Source organism: Pseudomonas fluorescens group sp. (assembly GCF_020093335.1).
GTDB lineage: Bacteria > Pseudomonadota > Gammaproteobacteria > Pseudomonadales > Pseudomonadaceae > Aquipseudomonas > Aquipseudomonas petroselini.
In genome coordinates, this window is the sequence record NZ_JAIOKW010000004.1 from 269429 (window position 1) to 288956 (window position 19528).

Consider the following 19528-nt stretch of genomic DNA (forward strand, 5'->3'; position numbering starts at 1 on the left):
GTTCAATCACTTGCCCCCCCCTGCAACCGCCCAATCAACCACTGCAAACCCGCATCCCCGCCCCGCCTCGCGTGCCATGCCAGCTCAAACGCAAACGACGGAATATGAAACGGCGGCGGTACGGCCAGCAAGTGCGCGTGATCAATATTCAGCAAGCCACGCGACGACACGGTAAGAATCAGGTCGGTGCCTTGAATCAGCTGCGGCGCCACACCCCAGTGCGGCAGGCTGATCGCCACATGCCGACGCTGACGAATCGCCGTCAGCGCCCGTTCGATTTCCGGCGTGCCACTGCCGCGCATTTCCAGCAATACATGGGGACGTGACAGGTAGGTGGGTAGATCCAGTGCGCCGCTCGCCGGCAGGCTATTGCGGTCCACCAGGCAGGTGTAGTGCTCGTCGAACAACGGCGTAGTCCGCAGTTCGGCAGGCATGTCGGGGAAGACCCCCGCCGCCAAGTCGAGGTCGCCATTGAGCACGCCCTCCACCATGCCTTCACGGCTGGCCTGGATAATCTGCAGGTCGATACCCGGCGCTTCACGGCGCAACGTACGCACCAGGTCAGGTAGGAAAATCGCCGCACTGTAGTCAGACATCGCCAGACGAAACCGGCGTTTGGCCGACGCCGGGTCGAAGCGATTGGGCGCCAGCAAGGCCTGTACCTGGGCCAGGGCTTCAGCCAGTGGCGTGGCCAGCTCCAGCGCGCGAGCGGTTGGCACCAGCCTGCCGCCCTGACGCACCAGCAGCGGATCACCAAGCAGATCACGCAAGCGCGCCAGCGCATGACTGACCGCCGGTTGACTGAGGTGCAAACGCTCGGCGGCGCGGGTGACCTGTTGCTCGCTGAGCAAGGCGTCAAGAATCACCAGCAAGTTGAGGTCGATGCGGCGCAGATCATTCATCAGCTGCATGCTCGGCATAAGAACTTGGAATTTAAATTTGCGTGACGAATAGCCTAGAGTCCAGCAAAACCTCTGGGAGATTCAAAAATGACCACGTTGCATTGGTTGGGATTATTGGCACTGGCGGTCGTCGCCGGAGCGGTGGTGCCGTTCCAGAGTGCTATCAACGCCAACCTCGGGCGCGGGCTGGGTCACCCGCTGTGGGCTACGCTGGCGTCATTGCTGGTGAGCATCCTCGTGTTGCTGCCGGTGATAATGGCGCTGCGCTTGCCGTTGCCAAGCCTGGCGTTTATCAGCAAGGCGCCGCTGTGGATGTGGGCGGGCGGCGCGTTTGGCGTGTGCTTTATTTCCCTGGCGTTGATACTGCTGCCCAAACTCGGCGCGTCGGGCTTTATCGCCTTGGCCATGGCCGGGCAGATTCTGGCCTCGCTGGCGCTTGATCATTTTGGCCTGTTCGGCCTGGTGGAGCGTCAACTGACAACGCCCCGGATTCTTGGCGCGTTGTTGTTGATCGGGGGCGTAGCGTTGATTCAGTTCAGCACCACGCCCGCCCGCGCCTTGGCGACCGCTGGCTGATCAGCCCTTATCGAGGGTGCGCAGCTTTTGTGGCAGGCCCCACAACAACAGCGCCGCGGCCAACAGCGCACATACGCCGATCACATAGAGCGCCGGGGTGGTGCTGCCGGTCAGGTCCTTGATCCGCCCTACCATCACCGGGCTGACGATGCCACCGAACTGCCCGAGGGTATTGATCACCGCAATACCGCCCGCCGCGCCGGCCCCGGCACCGGCCAGCAACTTGGGAGGCAGGGTCCAGAAGGTCGGGATCGAGGCGATGATGCCCGCGCCCAACATGCCCAGGGCAATGATCAGGAAGGTGGTGTGGTCGGCAAAAATGCCCGCACAGAAGAAGCCCACCGCCCCCAGCACGACCAGGCCGCAGACGAACTTGCGCCGCTCGCCGGTGGCATCCGACAGTCGCCCGATCACCACCATACTGATGGCACCGCACACATAAGGAATCGCCGTGAGCAGTCCGATCATCACCGGGCTCTGGGTGCCGGCGCTGCGGATCAGTTGCGGGGCCCAAAAGTTGAGGCCGTAGGACGCCACCTGAATCAGGAAGTAGATAAACCCAAGCATCAGGAACCCAGGGATGCGGATCGCCGACAGCAGCGAGCCTCCATGCGGGTTCGGCTCATGCTTGGCGATACGGCTGGCCAGCAAGGCCTTCTCCGCCGGCGTCAGCCAATGGGCGTCTTCGATACGGTCCTTGAGCAATGTCAGCACCAGGAACCCGAGGCCGATGCACGGCAAGCCACCGAGCAGGAACAGCCAATGCCAGCCGCGCATCTGGAAGACGCCGTCGAGGTGCTCCAGCACCAGGCCGGAGAACGGCGCGCCCACCAGGCCCGCAAACGCCGACGCCAGGAACAGCATCGAGGTGATACGCCCCCGGAAGTGCTGCGGGAACCACAACGTCAGGTAATACAGCACGCCGGGCGCGAAACCCGCCTCCATCGCACCGATGATGAAGCGCAGGCCATAGAACTGCCATTCGGCGGTGACAAACACCATCGCCGCCGTCGCCAGGCCCCACGACATCATGATGCGCGCAATCCAGCGCCGGGCACCGACCTTGTACAGCATCATATTGCTCGGCACTTCGAAGATCACATAACCCACCACGAACAACCCCGCGCCCAAGCCATAGGCGGTGTCGCTCAGGCTCAGGTCCGCCTGCAGCTGGAACTTGGCGAAGCTGATATTGATACGGTCAAAAAACGCGAACAGGTAGCACACCATGATCAGCGGCATCAGGCGCCAGGCGACCTTGCTGACCAGGGCTTTTTCGGCATCGATTTCAGCGGCCGGGCGCACGCCGGCCTCCAATGTATTAGTGCTCATGCTTTCTCTCCAGCGGGCTGCTCATTGGCGCCCGATTGTTTTTGTTGTCTGGTGCTGTGTTACAGCGCGGCGATGTAGGCCGGGGGGGCATGCAGGTCGCAATTACGCCCGGCCTTGGCCACCTGGCCGGGCAGTTCGTGGCCCAACAGGGCCGGCAAGCGACGGGACATGTGCAGCAGGTGCGGCAGGTCGATACCGGTGTAAATCCCGACCTCCTCGCACAGGTTGACCAAATCTTCAGTGCAGATGTTGCCCGACGCCCCCGGCGCAAACGGGCAACCGCCCAACCCACCGAGCGCTGCGTCAAAACGACGGGCGCCGGCCTCATAAGCCGCCAGCACGTTGCACAGACCCAGGCCACGAGTGTTGTGGAAATGCAGGGTCAGATCGCGGGCGGACACGCGCTGCAACACGCGCTTGACCAGGCGCTCGACCTGTCGCGGGTTGGCCATGCCGGTGGTGTCGGCCAGGCTGATACCGGTGATTCCAAGCGCTTGGTACGCCTCGACAATCTGCAGCACGCGGTCTTCATCGATCTTGCCCTCGAACGGGCAACCGAAGGTGGTGGCGATACTGCCGTTGAGCCTTACCGGGTGGTCGGCGGCAAAGCGTGTGATATCGCCAAACGCCGCCAACGACGCCTCGCAGCGCATGCGCATATTGGCCAGGTTGTGGGTCTGGCTGGCGGACATCACCAGGTTCAACTCATCAGCGCGGGACTCGATGGCACGCTGGGCGCCCTTGAGGTTGGGGATCAGCGCCACATAGATCACACCCGGCTTGCGCTCGATGCCCTGGAACACTTGCTCGCCATCGCGCAATGCCGGGATGGCCTTGGGCGAGACGAACGAGCCTGCTTCGATCCGCGAGAAACCGGCCAGGGAAAGCTGGTCGATCAACGCGATCTTGTCCTGCGTTTCGACCCAGGTCGGCTCGATTTGCAGGCCATCGCGCGGGGACACTTCCTGCACGATCAGCGGGTCTGAATAGTCTGTGATCATTGCACCACTCCCGAGGTTTTCAGGCGTTGGATATCCGCGCCGGCCAGGCCCAGGCTGCCGAGAATTTCGTCGGTGTGTTGCCCCAGGGACGGACCCTGCCAGTTCACGCCGCCGGGGGTTTCCGAGAGTTTGGGCACGATGCCGGGCATCTTCACCGACACACCGCCCGGCAGCTCGGCATTGAGCAACATGTCACGCGCCTGGTAGTGCGGGTCGCTGACGATATCGGCCACGGAGTAGATACGCCCGGCGGGTACTTCAGCCGCTTCCAGGGCGCTAAGCACCTGCTCGATGGGCAGGCTGCTGGTCCAGTGCGTAATCGCAGCGTCGAGCAACCCGCTCTTGGCGGCGCGGCCATCGTTATGGGCAAACTCGGGTGCTTCGGCCAGGTCGGCGCGACCAATGGTGGTCATCAGGCGCTTGTAGATCGGGTCGCTGTTGCCGGCGATCACCACATAGGCGCCGTCGGCCGTCAGGTAGGTATTGGAGGGCGCAATGCCAGGCAAGGCGCCGCCGCTGCGTTCACGCACATGGCCGAGCATGTCGTATTCCGGCACCAGGCTTTCCATCAGGTTGAACACGCTTTCGGCCAACGACACATCGACAATCTGCCCGTCGCCCTGCCCCGTCTTGACCCGCAGCAGCGACATCAGTGCGCCGATCACGCCGTGCAGCGAGGCCAGGGAATCCCCCAGGCTCACGCCGACCCGCGCCGGCGGCGAGTCCGGGTTGCCGGTGGTGTAGCGGATGCCGCCCATCGCCTCGCCGATGGCACCGAAGCCGGGGCGGTCGCGATACGGGCCGGTCTGACCGTAGCCCGAGATGCGCACCAGCGTCAGCTTGGGGTTGAGGGCGTGCAACACGTCCCAGCCGAGGCCGAGTTTTTCCAGGCCACCGGGGCGCAGGTTTTCGATCAGCACGTCGGCGTCACCGAGCAATTGCTTGATCAGGTCCAGGCCTTCCGGCGACTTGAGGTCCAGCGCCAAGGACTTCTTGTTGCGCGATTGCAGGTACCACCACAGTGACGTGCCTTCGTGCAGCTTTCGCCATTTGCGAAGTGGGTCGCCCTGCCCCATGGCTTCAATCTTGATCACCTCGGCGCCAAACTCGGCCATCAGCCGGGCGGCGAACGGCGCGGCAATCAGGGTGCCGATCTCGATCACCTTGATACCGCTCAGGGGAGCCGTCATGGGGTGTACCTCTTGTTTTTGGAATGTGCTGCCAAGACTAGAGGCGCGGCGCAGGAGAAATCCAACCGTCAGTTGGCAAGGAGCGTTCGCTAAACGCGAACACTCAAATAATCGAACAGTAACCGGCTCACGGGTGACAACTGCGCCTCGTCGCGCACCACCAGAATCAAGTTGCGATCCGACCAGTCATCCGTCAGCGGCACGGCATGCAAACCCAGTGCGCGGCCGAACAACTCATAGGCCTTCTGCGGCAGGACACCGATGCCCATATTCGCCTGGACCATCCGGCACATCGCATCAAACCCCGGCACATGAATGCGCAGGCGCAGCATCTTGCCCGCCTCACGCGCGGCGGCGTGGGTGCGCATATTGATGGAGCTGGCGGCGTGCAGGCCGACGTAATCGCTGTCGAGGGTTTCGGCGAAGGCCAGGCTTTCGCGGGAGGCCAACGAATGATCCTTCGGCATCAACACCACCAGTTTGTCGTGGCGATAAGTCACGCTGGGCAGGCCTTTGGTGTCGGTGTCGCTGGAGCAGATCCCCAGGTCCGCCACGCCATCCAGCACGCCTTGCACAACACCATTGCTGGGACGTTCTTCGAGGTCGGTTTTCACTTCGGGGTGCGATTCAGAAAAGTCCCGCAAGTCTTCCGGAAGGAACTGAATGATCGCCGACAGATTGGCCAGCATCCGCACATAACCGCGCACACCGTGACTATGCTCGCCCAGTTCCAGGCCCATCTTCTCGACGTTGAACAGCATCTGTCGCGCATGGTGCAACAGGGTTTCGCCAGCCGCCGTCAAGTCCATGCCCTTGGCACGCCGCACGAACAGACTGACGCCCAGCACCTGCTCCAACTCCATTAAGCGCTTGCTGGCGGCCGACACGGCAATAGCTTCACGGTTGGCGGCACGGGTCAGCGTGCCTTCCTCAAACACCGCGACGAACAGCTGCAATGTGATCAGGTCCAGCCGACGTACCAGGCTCTTGTGCAGCATCAGCGACGCTCGCTGGCCAGCCGGTTGATTTCGGCCTGTTCCACTACCGGCTGGGGTGTGCCGTGACTGGCCGCCTGCAACATGGCACGCCCCACCGTCTCGGTACTCACCACCCAGCCCGGTTTCAGCCGACGCACCAACGACAGCAACGGACCGAGCACGGAATAGAACGACTGGTACAACGGCGTCTTCGACCGCACGCCATGCAACGGCTGGATCACCCCCGGCCGAAACAGATACACCGCCTTGAACGGCAGGCGCAGCAAGGCGTTCTCGGTCTTGCCCTTGACCCGCGCCCACATCGACTTGCCCGCTTCGGAACTGTCGGTCCCGGCACCGGACACGTAGATAAAGGTCATCTGCGGATTGAGCCGCGCCAGCGTGCTGGCGGCGACCAGTGTCAGGTCATAGGTGAGGTGGGTGTATTTGGTTTCATTCATCCCTGCCGATGAGACACCGAGGCAGAAGAAGCACGCATCAAACCCTTGCAACAGGTTCTCCAAGGGCTGGAAATCCAGCATGTCACCGTGCAACACCTGGTGCAGCTTGCCGTGCTCCTGGGTCAAGGCCGTGCGGCCGACGGCGACGACTTCCTGAACGTCAGCGGCCAACAGGCACTCGCGCAGAACACCCTGGCCGACCATGCCGGTGGCGCCGAATAACAGAACTCTCATGGGTTGGTTCCTTGGTTACAAACGATTAGCCGCACGTTAGAGACAAACACACTATCAGCTTGTAGTTTACCGCTGAAAAAGGAAAAGCCTGCCCTTGAACAATACCACCACCCTCGCCCTGGCCTGCAGCGCCGCCTTCCTTGCCCAAGTCGGCATCAGCAGCTACCTGCCCGCTGTCCCCGCTATCGCCCGCGCCCTCCCGGCGGCTGAAGAGCACGTCGCGCTGGCCCTGGCGATCTACCTGGTCGGCATGGCGTTGCCGATGTTGCTGTGGGGCAGCCTGGGCGAGCGTTTTGGGCGTAAGCCTGTGCTGTTGGCGGCGCTTGCCGTGTACGCGTTGGCGAGTGCGGCGATCCCCTCGGCGTCCAGCGTTGAAGTCTTCCTGTCGTTGCGGCTGGTTCAAGGTTTGGGGGCAGGCGGTGTTTCGGTGATGGCGCGGGTGTTGGTGCGTGACAGCTTCAGCGGTGCATTGCTTGCAAAAGGGTTGTCGTGGCTGGGCATGACGTTCGTGATCGCTTTGGGCATCGGTCAATTCGTTGGGTCGTTGTTGCAGGTGATCTTCGGCTGGGAGGCGATCTTCTACGGGTTGGCGATTGGCGCGGTCATGTTGATGCTGGTGTTGCAGCGAGTGATGTTCCCGGCACGGGTGAAAGCCGACGCTTGTGCATCCGCCTGGCGCATTTACGCCACGATCGTGCGGCATCCGCCGTTTCTGCATGCAGCCTTGGCAGGTGGCCTGGGTTATGGGGTGATCATCGCCTTCAACACCTGCGCACCGTTGATTCTACAAGGACGTTTCGAGTGGAGCGCAGCGCAATATGGCTGGCTGGGTTGGCCAATCAGCGCGGCGTATCTGGCGGGGGCATTGATGGTCAACCGCTTCGTGGCTCGCACGGGGCGGCTGAAGATGATGGGCTGGGGCGTGGCCCTGGTTCTGACGGGGACGGCCGTGATGCTGCTGGGCAGCGTGTTTGCTGGCGGGCTCGCCATCCTGCTGTGGCTACCGTATTGCGTGGCCGTGCTGGGGCAGTCGATGAGTTACCCGATCAGTTTATCCGTGGCCAACGATGAATCGCCGGTGAACGGCTCCTATGCCATGGCCTTGAGCGGCTTTATGCATCAGTTGATGGCCGCATTGATCGGCGGCATGGCGAGCCTGCTGGTGAGTCCGCAGGCGTGGCCGTTAGCCGTTTTATGTGTGGCGTTGGCAGGCGCCGCATCAATGTGCGTCGCCCGCTGCCGGTCGGATCAAAAAGCGCTGCGAAAGATCTCCTCGATCTGACGCTGATCCGCCCGCCGTGGGTTGGTCAAACCACACGCATCTTTGAGCGCATTGGTCGCCAGCAAGGGAATGTCTTGCAACTTGGCGCCGAGCTCCCGCAATCCGGCGGGAATTTCAACGTCATGGGCCAGGCTGCGAATGGCGGCGATGGCGGCTTGGGCGCCCTCTTCGTCGGTGACGCCCTTGATGTCGGCACCCAACGCACGGCCCACGTCGCTCAAGCGTTTGGCGCTGACGCTGGCGTTGAAGCTTTGCACATGGGGCAGCAACACCGCGTTGCACACACCGTGCGGCAAGTCGTAGAAACCGCCCAACTGGTGGGCCATGGCGTGCACGAAACCCAGCGACGCATTGTTGAAGGCCATGCCGGCAAGGAACTGCGCATACGCCATGTTTTCCCGCGCGACCTTGTCGCTGCCGTCGCGTACCGCCAGGCGCAGGTTGGCGCTGATCAGTTCAATGGCCTTGATGGCGCAGGCGTCGGTGATCGGTGTGGCGGCGGTGGATACATAGGCTTCGATGGCATGGGTCAGTGCATCCATGCCGGTGGCGGCGGTGAGGCCCTTGGGCATGCCGACCATCAAGCTTGGGTCGTTGACCGACAGCAGCGGCGTGACGTTGCGGTCGACGATGGCCATTTTCACGTGGCGGGTTTCGTCGGTGATGATGCAGAAGCGGGTCATCTCACTCGCGGTGCCGGCGGTGGTGTTAATGGCCACCAGTGGCAGCTGTGGCTTGCTGGACTGGTCGACGCCTTCGTAGTCGCCGATATGCCCGCCGTTGGTGGCGCACAGGGCGATGCCCTTGGCGCAGTCATGGGGCGAGCCGCCGCCCAGGGAGACCACAAAATCGCACTCGCTCTGTTGCAACAACGCCAGGCCTTTTTCGACGTTGTCCACATTGGGGTTGGGCTTGGCGCCGTCATAGATCACCGAGTCGATGTCCTGCATCGCCAGTTTCTCGGCGATCATGCTGGCCACACCGGCCTTGGCCAGGCCCGCGTCGGTGACGATCAACGCTTTACGAAATCCGTAGTTGCGGATGGCGATCATGGCTTCGTCGAGGCAGTCGGTGCCCATGATGTTAACGGCGGGGATGAAGAAGGTGCTGCTCATGGCGAATCCTCGGATGACGTTTATGCCTACAGCATCCACCTCACTTGCCTGCGGCATCTTGATCAGGATCAACGCCAACCCGTGATAAAGTCACCGTCCAGCCGATTTCGAGTAGACCCGCCGCAATGAAGGATTTCCAGGATATTGACGCCCACCTTGAAGACTGGAGCGCACTGCGCGCGACCCTCGACTTCAGCGGGATTCTGATCGGCAACGGCGCAAGCCGCACGATTTGGGAAGACTTCGCCTACGACTCGCTGTTCGAAAACGCCCGCACCGTCGAAGAGAAACCCCTGAGCCAATCCGAACTCAGCGTGTTCGACGCCCTGCAGACCCGCAGTTTCGAGCAGGCCCTGGGCGCGTTGAAGACCACCAGCCGGGTCAACAAGGCCTTGGCGGTCAGCTCGGCGGCACCGCGCAATCGCTACTACGCGATCAAGGAAGCGTTGATCAACACTATCCACACCGTGCATATCCCATGGCGCCTGGTGCAACCGTCGACGCTGGCGACGATCAACAGCGAGCTGGCGAACTACCCCACGGTGTTTACCACCAATTACGACCTGCTGAACTACTGGGCGATCCTGCATGCCCCCGGCATCGACGACTTGTTCCGCAGCGCCGACGCCAGCTTCGATCTGCGCAATACCCGTACCGACACCACGCGCATTTTGTACTTGCACGGGGGCCTGCACCTGGTGCGCAACCTGGATGGCACCGCGCGCAAATTGCCGACCACCGACAGTACCTTGCTCAGTAGTTTTGCGATCAACAACACCCTCAAGACCCTGGATGACGTGCCGCTGTTTGTCAGCGAGGGCAAGGTGGAAGAGAAGCTCAAGACCATCCGCAGCTCGGATTACCTGTCGTTCTGTTATGAGCAGTTGCTGAGTCATGAAGGTGCGCTGTGCGTCTTCGGCCATGATTTGGGGGCGCAGGACAAGCATCTGGTGGACGCGATTCGCCAGGCCAACGTGACGACGCTGGCGATCTCGGTGTCGGGGCGCACTGACGGGTTTATTCGTCAGCAGAAGCGGCGGTATTCGGAGTTGTTTGATGGCTCTGGGGTGGAGCTGAAATTTTTTGCGGGGCGGACGCATCCATTGGGCAATCCAGCACTGTCAGTCCCCGTCGAACGCTGATTTTTCGGGCGACTTAGATCCAATGTGTGTGGCTTGCCTGCGATGCAGGCACCTCGGTCTGTCAGTTGAACCGAGCTGATGCTATCGCAGGCAAGCCAGCTCCCACATTGAGCGACGTCAGTCTTCCGTGCTGTGCACCACGACCAGCAACTGCGCCTGCACCGCCCCCACCGAGCGCAACCGATGAGGCTTCTGCGCATTGAAGTGCAGCGCGTCGCCACGCTCCAGGATCACCCGTTCGCTCATGAAATCCACCTCCACCTGGCCTTCATGCACGAACAGAAACTCTTCCCCCACGTGCTCCTTGAAGGTCTTGTCGGTGAACTCCGCCGGCGGGTAGATGATGAACGGCAGCAGGCTGCGCTCGCTGACCTGATGGGCCAGCACGGCGTAACCCGGTGAGGTGTCCGGCCGCTCATGGCTGCGCACCAGGCTGTAGCTGTCGAGGCTCACGCTGTCTTCGCTGAACAGCTCTTCGACCTTCACGTTCAACGCCTTGGCCAGTTTCAACGCGGCGGCAATCGACGGCGTGTTGAGCCCGCGCTCGACCTTGGACAGGTAGCTCTTGGTCATGCCGGACTTTTCAGCCAGCGCTTCCAAGGTCACGCCAAGTTTTTTTCTCAATAATTTCAAACGGATAGACATGCGCTGCGATTAATCCATGCAGTAAGCGATGAGCTGTGCTTGCTAATGACACAATGTGTCATATAGCATCTTTAGTGTCATTTGCGTTCACCCAACGACCTTGCGAGCAGCGGGAGACAGCAAACCAAGACGTCCATTGAACCACCCAAAGGACACCGATATGGCCAAGACATTAGCACTCCCGAAAGACCAGCTGGTCAAGCAAGCGCTGATCCAGATGCAAAACACCCTCGCGGATAATACGTGGACCGACCGGCAAAAGCTGGCGCTGACGTGTCGCATCCTGTTCGAGAACGGCCACGACTCCGGCTTGGCCGGGCAGATCACCGCGCGCGGGCCGCAACCGGGCACCTATTACACTCAGCCACTGGGTTTGGGTTTTGATGAGATCACCGCCAGCAACCTGCTGTTGGTGAATGAAGACCTTGAAGTCCTGGAGGGCCATGGCATCCCCAACCCGGCCAACCGTTTCCACAGTTGGGTGTACCGTGGCCGGCCGGATGTGAAGTGCATCATCCACACGCACCCCACACACATCGCCGCGCTGTCGATGCTGGAAGTACCGCTGCAGGTGTCGCACATGGACCTCTGCCCGCTCTATGAAGACTGCGCATTTCTGGAGGCCTGGCCGGGTGTACCGGTGGGCAATGAAGAGGGCGAAATCATCACCACGGCACTGGGTGACAAGCGCGCGATCCTGCTCTCGCACCACGGCCAGTTGTGCACCGGGACGAGCATCGAGGAAGCCTGCGTGATCGCGCAATTGATCGAGCGCGCAGCCAAGTTGCAGTTGCTGGCAATGGCGGCCGGCACCATCAAGCCGATCCTGCCGGAGCTGGGGCGCGAGGCCCATGACTGGATCTCCCGGCCCAAGCGCCATGGCGCCGCATTCAATTACTACGCCCGGCAGAACCTGCGCCAACACGCCGATTGCCTGAACTGATTGCCTTTTTTTACCCGGAGACCGTCCATGTCCAGCCCCACCCTTCACGGCATCATCGGCTACACCATCACGCCGTTCAGCGCCGACGGCCAGCACATTGACCTCAACGCCCTGGGCCGTTCCATCGATCGCCTGATCGCCAGCGGCGTACACGCTATCGCCCCCTTGGGCAGCACCGGCGAGGGTGCCTATTTGAGCGACGCCGAGTGGGATGAAGTCAGCGCCTACAGCCTGGCGAAAATCGCTCGGCGCGTACCGACCATCGTCAGCGTCTCGGACCTGACCACCGCCAAAGCCGTGCGTCGCGCCCGCTACGCCGAAGCCAATGGCGCCGATGTGGTGATGGTGCTGCCGGCGTCTTACTGGAAACTCAGCGAAGCGGAAATCCTCGCCCACTATGCCGCGATTGGCGACAGCATTGGCGTGCCGATCATGCTCTACAACAACCCGGCCACCAGTGGCACCGACATGTCGGTGGACTTGATCCTGCGCATCGTCAAGCAGGTCGCCAACGTGAGCATGGTCAAGGAAAGCACCGGGGATATTCAGCGCATGCACCAATTGCATCGCCAGAGCGATGTGCCGTTCTACAACGGGTGCAACCCGCTGGCGCTGGAGGCCTTCGCGGCGGGTGCCAAGGGCTGGTGCACAGCCGCGCCGAACCTGATCCCGCAGATGAATCTGGATTTGTATGCGGCAGTGTTGGCTAATGACCTGGGCAAGGCGCGCGAACTGTTTTATGCGCAGTTGCCCTTGCTGGAGTTCATCCTCAAGGGCGGGTTGCCAGCGACGATCAAGGCCGGGCTGCGCTTGACCGGGTTGGAGGTGGGTGACCCACGTTTGCCGGTGTTCCCATTGGGCGAGGCCGGAATCGAACAGCTGAAAACATTGCTGCGTTAAAGCCGCGAGCCAATGTGGGAGGGAGGGAGGAAGCAAGCCCCCCTTCCACATTTTAAATCGAGCACATCCTATAAATAGAGACAAATGATAATGATTCTCGATAGAATCCGCGACTTTTCCACGTCGTGCTTCGTCAAGAAGGATATCCATGTCTCGTCCCAAGCCCGACCCGTTGTCGGCCGATGCCTTTCGCGGGTTTTATACAGATATCCTGTATTTCCTGCGCAAACGCACGGACAACGCCAGCGACGCGGCGGACATGACCCAGGATGTCTTTACTCAGTGGCTGGACTACCGCGACCGAGCCAAGGTCGAGCAGCCACGGGCGTTCCTGTTCCAGATGGCGCGCAACCTGCTGCGTGATCACTGGCGCAAACAGAAGGTACGGCAGACCGCCCATCACGATCAGGCCGACAGGGACGTGGAGCCTGCCACCGACGAGCAAAACGAGCCCATGGTCGCCGCGCAACGCTTGCAACGCCTGGAACAGTTGAAAGAAGTCCTCGCCGAACTCTCGCCCCGCAGGCGAGAAGCCCTTATGCTGCACCGCTTCGAAGGCCTGAGCCAAACGCAGATCGCCGAGCGCATGGGCATTTCGACCAGCATGGTGGAAAAGCACATCGCGTTTGCCCTGCTGCACTGCAAGCGACGCCTTCAACCCGAACCCGGCACGGAGCAGCCAGAATGAACCGCCTGAGCGACACCGACGCCCTGGACATCGAAGCGAGCGACTCCATCGATGCCCAAGCCGCCAGCTGGTTTGCCCGCAACCGCAATGACACGGGGCGTGCCGACCGCAAAGCCTTCGCCGCCTGGCAAGCCGAGCCCGCCCATGCCCGCGCCTATGCCGAATTCGAGCAGCTGTGGGCAGACCTGGCCCAGTTGCAGCAACTGAACAAACCGGTGGCGCTGGGCAAGCGCAAACCGTCGGTCTGGCGCCCCGCCGTGGCCGTGGCCGCCGCCTTGCTGTGCGCGGTGTTGGCCACCCCTATCGGCGCGCCCCGCGCGCTGTATCACACTCAGGTCGCGGGCCACGCCAAAGGCATGCGCACGCTGGAACTGCCCGATGGCAGCACCTTGTATGTGAATGCCAACACCCGCGTGCGGGTGGATTTCACGGCGTACCAGCGCATCGTGCACCTGGAAAAGGGCCAGGTGTACATCGACGTGGCCGCCGATAAGGAACGGCCACTCTTCGTGCAGGCGGGCGAAGCCAATGTGCGCGTGGTGGGCACCGGCTTCGATGTGCGGCGCAGCCAGCAGCAACTGGTGGTCAGCGTCGCCCATGGCCAGGTCGCCTTCGCGCCTGACGCGAAAAGCCCCGTCAGCCTGCTGGGTGCACAGCAACGCGCCCTCTACAGCTACGCCAAAGGCACGTTGCAACAGCAAACCCTCCCCGCAGAGGAAGTCGCTGACTGGCGCAGCGGGCACTTGTCGTTTCGCAACCGCGAACTGGCTAGCCTGATCGATGAGTTGAGCCTGTATCGCCCCCAGGCACCGCTGCAGGTGAGTAACGCCGTGGCGCACCTGAAGGTGTCGGGCAATCTGGATGTAAACGACCCCGACGCCCTGCTCAATGCCCTGCCCGCGTTGCTACCGGTAAAAACCGTGGCGTCGGCCGATGGCATCGTACGCATCGAACCGAGCAAATAATCCCTAAAGACACGTACTTGAGAATATTTTGCATTCGCAGGTGTGGATTTTTTCACCTGCCCCGTCTTCCTCCGGTCTGCACCTAATACGCACATCTTTTTGGCCATTTGGCCGCACCGGGGGATTTCATGTTTCGCGCGCCTTGCCACGCTTCGCTTCTGCTTCTTCGACCGACCCTCATCGCCACCTGCCTGGCGTTGAGCCTCAGTGCCCAGGCCGAGACATTCCAACTACCCGCCCAGGCGCTGGCCACGTCCCTGAGCCAAGTGGCGCAGCAGGCACAGATCCAGCTGCTGTTCGATGAAGCGCTGCTCAAGAACGTGCAAGCGCCGGCGCTCAACGGTGATTTCACGCCGGAAGTGGCGATTCGTAACCTGCTGAAAAACGGCGAATTCACCCTGATCAAGATCGGCAGCACCTACGTGGTAAGGCCCGAAGAGGCGAAAACCACCCAGAGCGGCGCGATCCAGCTAGATGCCCTGAGCGTGATCGGCACCGGTAACGAGGTCGACTCCAGCACCGTCGGCCGCTCCACCCTGAGCCAGGCGGATATCGACCGCTACCAGCCCGATAACATTCCTTCGCTGTTGCAGACCCTGCCCGGGGTATCCATGGGCGGCTCACCCAAGCCCGGCGGCCAGACCATGAACATCCGCGGCATGGGCGATGCCGAGGATGTGCCAATGACCGTGGATGGCGCGGCCAAAAGCGGTTTCGAGCGCTATCAACAAGGCACCATCTTCATTGAGCCCGAGTTGATCAAAAGCATTGAAGTGGAGAAAGGCCCTTACTCGCCATTCACCGGTAACGGCGGTTTTGGCGGCACGGTCAACATGATCACCAAAGACGCATCCGACCTGCTCAAGGACGGGCGCAATACCGGAGCGATGGTCAAATACGGCTACGCCAGCAACACCCACGAACAGGTCTACACCGGCGCAGTGTATGGCCGCACCGACGACGGCCGCATGGACGCCCTGGCCTACCTGACCCAGCGCGACGGCGACGACCTCAAGCTTGCCGACACACCGCCCGACCCGCGCAATCAATACCCGATCAACCCCAAACGCTTGCCCAACAGCGCGCAGGATGTCGAAGGCCAGTTGTTCAAGTTCAACGCCTATTTCACCGACGAACACAGCATGGGCCTGTCTTACTCTCGCGCCCAAAGCCAACGTATGACGCCGTTCTCGGCTAAATCCTACCCATCGCCGCCGAGGCAATCGGACATCGACCGCTATGGCTACGCCACGGCCGTCTCGCGCTTTCTGGCCGACCGCGACACGGTGGACACCACCTGGTCGAGCAAGTACGAATACCACCCACTGGACAACCCGCTGATCGACCTGAAGCTGAGCTACTCGCAGTCCAATACCGACCAGACCGATGAGCGCGCCGCGAATGCCGTGATTGGCCTGGCCACCGGCGGACGCAAGATGGATACGTCCTACACCGACCGCATCCTCGAACTGCGCAATACCAGCCTACTGACCACCGGCCCGCTGGAGCACGCCGTGACCACCGGCGTGCAGATCCGCAAGCACAAGCGTGAAACCGAAAGCTGGATGCCAGGCGCGACCTACAACACCGCCCAATACAACTATGGGCATTTCCAGCCGTATTTCATGCCCCACGGCAAGGTCGACAGCAACGCGTTTTATATTCAGGACGCCATTACCCTAGGTGACCTGACAATCACGCCGTCCCTGCGCTACGACCATGTGCGCAACCGCGGCGAAGCCAATGATGCGCCGTACTACAGCAGCCCTGACCCACGCGTGGGCCACGACTACAGCGACCGCACTTACACCGGTTGGTCGCCGCGCCTGGCGGCGTTCTGGAACGTGACCCCGGATGTGGCCTTCTTCGCCAGTTGGAACCGCACGTGGCGTGCGCCGGTGATCGATGAACAGTACGAAGTCCAGGGCCCTATCAGCACCCGTAGCGCCACCAGCCTGAATCTGGACCCGGAGCGCATTACGGCGATTACCGCGGGCAACGTGACCAACTTCTCAGGGCTCTTCACCCGCGACGATAACCTGCAACTGCGCACCACGTTGTTCCACAACCGCATCGAAGACGAAATCATGAAGGCCACCGGCATCGGCTGCGAACGGCAACTGACAGTGCCGGGCAGTATCGGTTCGGTGTGCAGCGACGCGGCATCCAGGACCAACTATCGCAATGTGGGTGGCATGACCATCAAGGGCGTTGAGCTGGAAAGCTACTACGACTCGACCTACCTGTTCGGTTCCCTGACTTACTCCTGGGCCACAGGCAAGCGCGACAACCCCTACACCAACCCCTGGGCGACCAACCTGCACGTATGGGCGCGGGATATTCCACCGGCCAAATGGGTGGTGGTGCTGGGTACCAAGATCCCGAGCTGGGACGCACAGGTGGGTTGGCAGGGCCAGTTCGTGCGCAAGACCGATCGCGTGCCCACAGACATCTACCCCAGCGGCTTGAACTCCACCATTGGCGACTTCATCTACGACCAGACCGAAAACCCAAGCTATGACACCCAAGGTTTGTTCGCCAATTGGAAACCGCAGCAGGCAGGTCTCAAAGGCACCGAAATCAACTTCACCGTCGACAACCTGTTCAACCGCAGCTACCAGCCCGCGCTGAGCGGCGAAGGTGTCTACAGCGAAGGCCGCAACGCCAAGATCAGCATCACCCGCTTCTTCTGAAGACCGGCACGGTCAATGTGGGAGCCGGGCTTGCCCGCGATGCAGGCGACGCGGTGTTCAACTGTACGGATAAATCCGTACCCAGCTGTAGGCCCGCACTCTGCGGGGGATGTGGCTAGATGGGCTTCCCTTGAAGCCCTCTGGATTTCGGATCCCTCCCATGAGCTCGCGCGAAAACACCGGCATGGCCCTCGGCCTGCTGGGCGTCATCATCTTCAGCCTGACCCTGCCCTTCACCCGCATCGTGGTGCAGGAAATCCACCCGTTGCTCAACGGCCTGGGCCGTGCGTTGTTCGCGGCGATTCCGGCGGCGGCGCTGTTGCTGTGGCGCCGCGAGCGCTGGCCCACCTGGCGCCAGGTGCGCGGGCTGTGCCTGGTGATCGCCGGCGTCATTCTTGGCTTTCCGGTGCTGTCGGCCTGGGCCATGCAAACCTTGCCGGCGTCCCACGGCGCGCTGGTCAACGGCCTGCAACCGCTGTGCGTGGCGCTGTACGCGGCGTGGCTGTCCCACGAGCGGCCGTCAAAAGCCTTCTGGGCCTGTGCCGCGCTGGGCAGTGCGTTGGTGTTGAGTTATGCGCTGATCACCGGGGCCGGCAGTATCCAAGCCGGTGACCTGCTGATGCTGGGTGCGATCGCTGTCGGTGGCTTGGGTTATGCCGAAGGTGGCCGGTTGGCCAAGGAGATGGGCGGCTGGCAGGTGATCTGCTGGGCGCTGGTGCTGTCGACACCGGTCTTGATCGGCCCGGTGTGGTACCTGGCGGCGCAGCATCAAGGCGCGGTGTCGATGCGCGCGTGGTGGGCGTTTGGCTATGTCTCGTTGTTCTCGCAGTTCCTCGGGTTCTTTGCCTGGTACGCCGGGTTGGCCATGGGCGGCATCGCGCGGGTCAGCCAGATCCAGCTGTTACAGATCTTCTTCACCATCGCGTTTTCGGCGTTGTTCTTTGGTGAACATATCGAGCCGATCACCTGGGTGTTTGCGTGCGGGGTGATCGTGACGGTGATGCTGGGGCGCAAGACGGCGGTGCAGCCTGCACCAGCCACCAAGCCCAGCACAGTCTAAATGTGGGAGGGGGCCTGCTCCCTCCCACAGGGGTTCGGTGCTCAGTTCAGGTAACCCTCCGCACGCAGCAAGGTTTCCAGGCAGTGTTCGGTAATGTGGTAGAACGCCTTCAACTCCTGGATTTTCTCCAGCAGTTGAGCATTGTCCACCGGCTCGGCGCGCTTCACGGCAAGGATCATCTTGTTCTTGTTGGTGTGCTCCAACGAGATGAACTCGAACACCTTGGTCTCATAGCCACAGGCTTCAAGGAACAGCGCACGCAGACTGTCGGTGACCATTTCCGCCTGCTGGCCCAGGTGCAGGCCGTATTGCAGCATGGGCTTTAGCAGCACCGGGCTCTGGATCTGCAGGCGGATCTGCTTGTGGCAGCACGGCGAGCACATGATGATCGACGCGCCGGAGCGAATGCCGGTGTGGATCGCATAGTCAGTGGCAATGTCGCAGGCATGCAGGGCGATCATCACGTCCAGCTCGCTGGGGGCCACGCTGCGCACATCGCCACATTTGAACACCAGCCCCGGGTGTTCCAGGCGGGCGGCGGCGGTGTTGCACAGGGTGACCATGTCTTCACGCAGCTCGACGCCCGTCACCTCGCCCTCGGCCTTGAGGGTGTTGCGCAGGTAGTCGTGAATCGCAAACGTCAGGTAGCCCTTGCCCGAACCGAAGTCGGCGACGCGCACCGGCTGGTCCAGCTTCAACGGTGACGAGGTCAGCGCATGGCTGAACACTTCGATGAACTTGTTGATCTGCTTCCACTTGCGCGACATCGATGGGATCAGCGCCTGCTTGGCGTCGGTCACACCCAGGTCGGCGAGGAACGGCCGGCTCAGGTCAAGGAAGCGGTTCTTCTCGCGGTTATGCTCAGCCGAGGGCGCTTCGCGCAGTTGCTGCGATTTGCTTTTGAACAGCGAGCTTTTGTTCTTCTTGCTGTATTCCAGCTGGGCTTCGTCGGTCAGCGACAGCAGGTGGGCGTTCTTGAACTGGGCGGGCAGCAGCTCGGCAATCGCCGTCACGCCGTCTGCCAAAGGAAAGTTCTTGGTGATATCGCGGGTCTTATAACGGTAGACGAAGGACAGGCACGGCTGCTCCTTGACCGTTACCGGCTTGATGATCAACCGCTGCAACTCAGCCTCGTCACCGACGTATTTGGCCAGCACCAGCTTGATAAAGGCATTCTGCGCGAGGCTTGCGCTCAGCAGTTCGATGAACTGGGCATGATGATCCGGTTGAGCAGTGACAGACATGAACAAAAACGCCTCGGGCAGGGAATGCCGGGCATTTTAGGGGGGATCGTGATTCAGGGCACGGGGTTATTTGATCAGCGGTGCTCTGAATGGATGACACAAAACCCAATGTGGGAGGGGGCTTGCCCCCGATGGCGGTGTGTCAGTACTCGATTTATTGGCTGATCCACCGCTATCG

Annotated in this window: 18 protein-coding genes; 9 read left to right on the forward strand and 9 right to left on the reverse strand. The window is 61.7% G+C overall.

The window, feature by feature from the left end; all coding sequences use genetic code 11:
- Window positions 1–2: 2 nt before the first annotated feature.
- On the reverse strand, window positions 3–911 hold the full coding sequence (locus K7431_RS07315; RefSeq protein WP_412104496.1) for a LysR family transcriptional regulator: 909 nt from the start codon (window positions 909–911) through the stop codon (window positions 3–5).
- Window positions 912–989: 78 nt separating this feature from the next.
- On the opposite strand from K7431_RS07315, the gene K7431_RS07320 reads away from it, so the two are divergent.
- Complete coding sequence (locus K7431_RS07320; RefSeq protein WP_012722722.1) at window positions 990–1478, forward strand: DMT family transporter; 489 nt, start codon at window positions 990–992, stop codon at window positions 1476–1478.
- Here the strand turns inward: K7431_RS07320 and K7431_RS07325 are convergent, their stop codons facing one another.
- The 5 genes from K7431_RS07325 to K7431_RS07345 form a co-directional block, all read right to left on the reverse strand.
- A complete protein-coding gene (locus K7431_RS07325; RefSeq protein ID WP_012722721.1) occupies window positions 1479–2810 on the reverse strand; it encodes an MFS transporter in 1332 nt (443 codons plus the stop codon).
- A gap of 59 nt (window positions 2811–2869) precedes the next feature.
- Complete coding sequence (locus tag K7431_RS07330) at window positions 2870–3811, reverse strand: hydroxymethylglutaryl-CoA lyase (protein ID WP_012722720.1); 942 nt, start codon at window positions 3809–3811, stop codon at window positions 2870–2872.
- Entirely contained in the window at window positions 3808–5001 is a 1194-nt protein-coding gene (locus K7431_RS07335) for a CaiB/BaiF CoA transferase family protein (RefSeq protein WP_012722719.1), read from the reverse strand. The genes K7431_RS07330 and K7431_RS07335 overlap by 4 nt, the downstream gene beginning before the upstream one ends.
- Window positions 5002–5090: 89 nt before the next feature.
- A complete protein-coding gene (locus K7431_RS07340) occupies window positions 5091–5999 on the reverse strand; it encodes a LysR family transcriptional regulator (protein ID WP_012722718.1) in 909 nt (302 codons plus the stop codon).
- Window positions 5999–6673 (reverse strand): NAD(P)H-binding protein, encoded by a 675-nt coding sequence (locus K7431_RS07345; RefSeq protein WP_012722717.1) that lies wholly within the window; start codon window positions 6671–6673, stop codon window positions 5999–6001. The genes K7431_RS07340 and K7431_RS07345 overlap by 1 nt, the downstream gene beginning before the upstream one ends.
- 94 nt (window positions 6674–6767) lie before the next feature.
- Here K7431_RS07345 and K7431_RS07350 point away from each other — a divergent pair, with 94 nt between their 5' ends.
- The gene (locus tag K7431_RS07350) at window positions 6768–7955 is read left to right on the forward strand and encodes an MFS transporter (protein ID WP_012722716.1); all 1188 of its coding nucleotides are present in this window, start codon (window positions 6768–6770) and stop codon (window positions 7953–7955) included.
- Here the strand turns inward: K7431_RS07350 and yiaY are convergent.
- Window positions 7922–9070, reverse strand: a complete 1149-nt coding sequence (gene yiaY, locus K7431_RS07355) for an L-threonine dehydrogenase (RefSeq protein WP_012722715.1) — start codon at window positions 9068–9070, stop codon at window positions 7922–7924. The genes K7431_RS07350 and yiaY overlap by 34 nt on opposite strands.
- 125 nt (window positions 9071–9195) lie before the next feature.
- Between yiaY and K7431_RS07360 the strand changes: the two genes are divergently transcribed.
- The gene (locus tag K7431_RS07360; RefSeq protein WP_012722714.1) at window positions 9196–10212 is read left to right on the forward strand and encodes a DUF4917 family protein; all 1017 of its coding nucleotides are present in this window, start codon (window positions 9196–9198) and stop codon (window positions 10210–10212) included.
- 117 nt (window positions 10213–10329) lie between these two features.
- Here K7431_RS07360 and K7431_RS07365 read toward each other — a convergent pair whose 3' ends face one another.
- Window positions 10330–10857, reverse strand: coding sequence for a helix-turn-helix domain-containing protein (locus K7431_RS07365; protein ID WP_012722713.1), 528 nt, complete (start codon window positions 10855–10857; stop codon window positions 10330–10332).
- Between the two features lie 160 nt (window positions 10858–11017).
- Between K7431_RS07365 and K7431_RS07370 the strand changes: the two genes are divergently transcribed.
- The 6 genes from K7431_RS07370 (at window position 11018) to K7431_RS07395 (ending at window position 18106) form a co-directional block, all read left to right on the forward strand.
- Complete coding sequence (locus tag K7431_RS07370) at window positions 11018–11800, forward strand: aldolase (RefSeq protein ID WP_012722712.1); 783 nt, start codon at window positions 11018–11020, stop codon at window positions 11798–11800.
- Between the two features lie 27 nt (window positions 11801–11827).
- Window positions 11828–12700 (forward strand): dihydrodipicolinate synthase family protein, encoded by an 873-nt coding sequence (locus K7431_RS07375; protein WP_012722711.1) that lies wholly within the window; start codon window positions 11828–11830, stop codon window positions 12698–12700.
- Between the two features lie 148 nt (window positions 12701–12848).
- On the forward strand, window positions 12849–13388 hold the full coding sequence (locus tag K7431_RS07380) for an RNA polymerase sigma factor (RefSeq protein ID WP_012722710.1): 540 nt from the start codon (window positions 12849–12851) through the stop codon (window positions 13386–13388).
- Window positions 13385–14353: a FecR family protein gene (locus K7431_RS07385; RefSeq protein WP_012722709.1), complete on the forward strand. Its 969-nt coding sequence runs from the start codon at window positions 13385–13387 to the stop codon at window positions 14351–14353. Before K7431_RS07380 ends, K7431_RS07385 begins: the two co-directional genes overlap by 4 nt.
- 128 nt (window positions 14354–14481) lie before the next feature.
- A complete protein-coding gene (locus K7431_RS07390) occupies window positions 14482–17046 on the forward strand; it encodes a TonB-dependent receptor (RefSeq protein ID WP_012722708.1) in 2565 nt (854 codons plus the stop codon).
- 160 nt (window positions 17047–17206) lie between these two features.
- A complete protein-coding gene (locus tag K7431_RS07395; RefSeq protein WP_012722707.1) occupies window positions 17207–18106 on the forward strand; it encodes a DMT family transporter in 900 nt (299 codons plus the stop codon).
- A gap of 41 nt (window positions 18107–18147) precedes the next feature.
- Here K7431_RS07395 and K7431_RS07400 read toward each other — a convergent pair whose 3' ends face one another.
- Entirely contained in the window at window positions 18148–19350 is a 1203-nt protein-coding gene (locus K7431_RS07400; RefSeq protein WP_043204940.1) for a class I SAM-dependent methyltransferase, read from the reverse strand.
- Window positions 19351–19528 lie beyond the last annotated feature (178 nt).